Genomic DNA, 239 nt, shown 5'->3' on the forward strand with positions numbered 1-239 from the left:
CTCTCTACGCCTATCCCGACGACCTGTCCCGGCCGTGGATGCGGATCAACGTCGTGTCCTCCCTCGACGGAGCCGTGGCGGTCGAGGGACGATCGGGCGCCCTCGGCTCGCCCGCCGACCAGAAGGTCTTCGGGCTGCTGCGCGAACTCGCCGATGTGATCCTCGTGGGCGCAGGCTCCGTGCGGGCCGAGAACTACGGCGGCGCGAGGACCAGCGAGGCCCTGCGCGTGCGCCGCGAG

General features: G+C 72.0%; 1 protein-coding gene. It reads left to right on the forward strand.

The features are described from left to right. On the forward strand, positions 1-239 hold a 239-nt coding region (locus NVV99_RS26820; RefSeq protein WP_260783338.1), incomplete at both ends, for a dihydrofolate reductase family protein.

The organism is Rhodococcus sp. PAE-6, assembly GCF_025290685.1.
GTDB classification, from domain to species: Bacteria; Actinomycetota; Actinomycetes; order Mycobacteriales; family Mycobacteriaceae; genus Rhodococcus; species Rhodococcus pyridinivorans.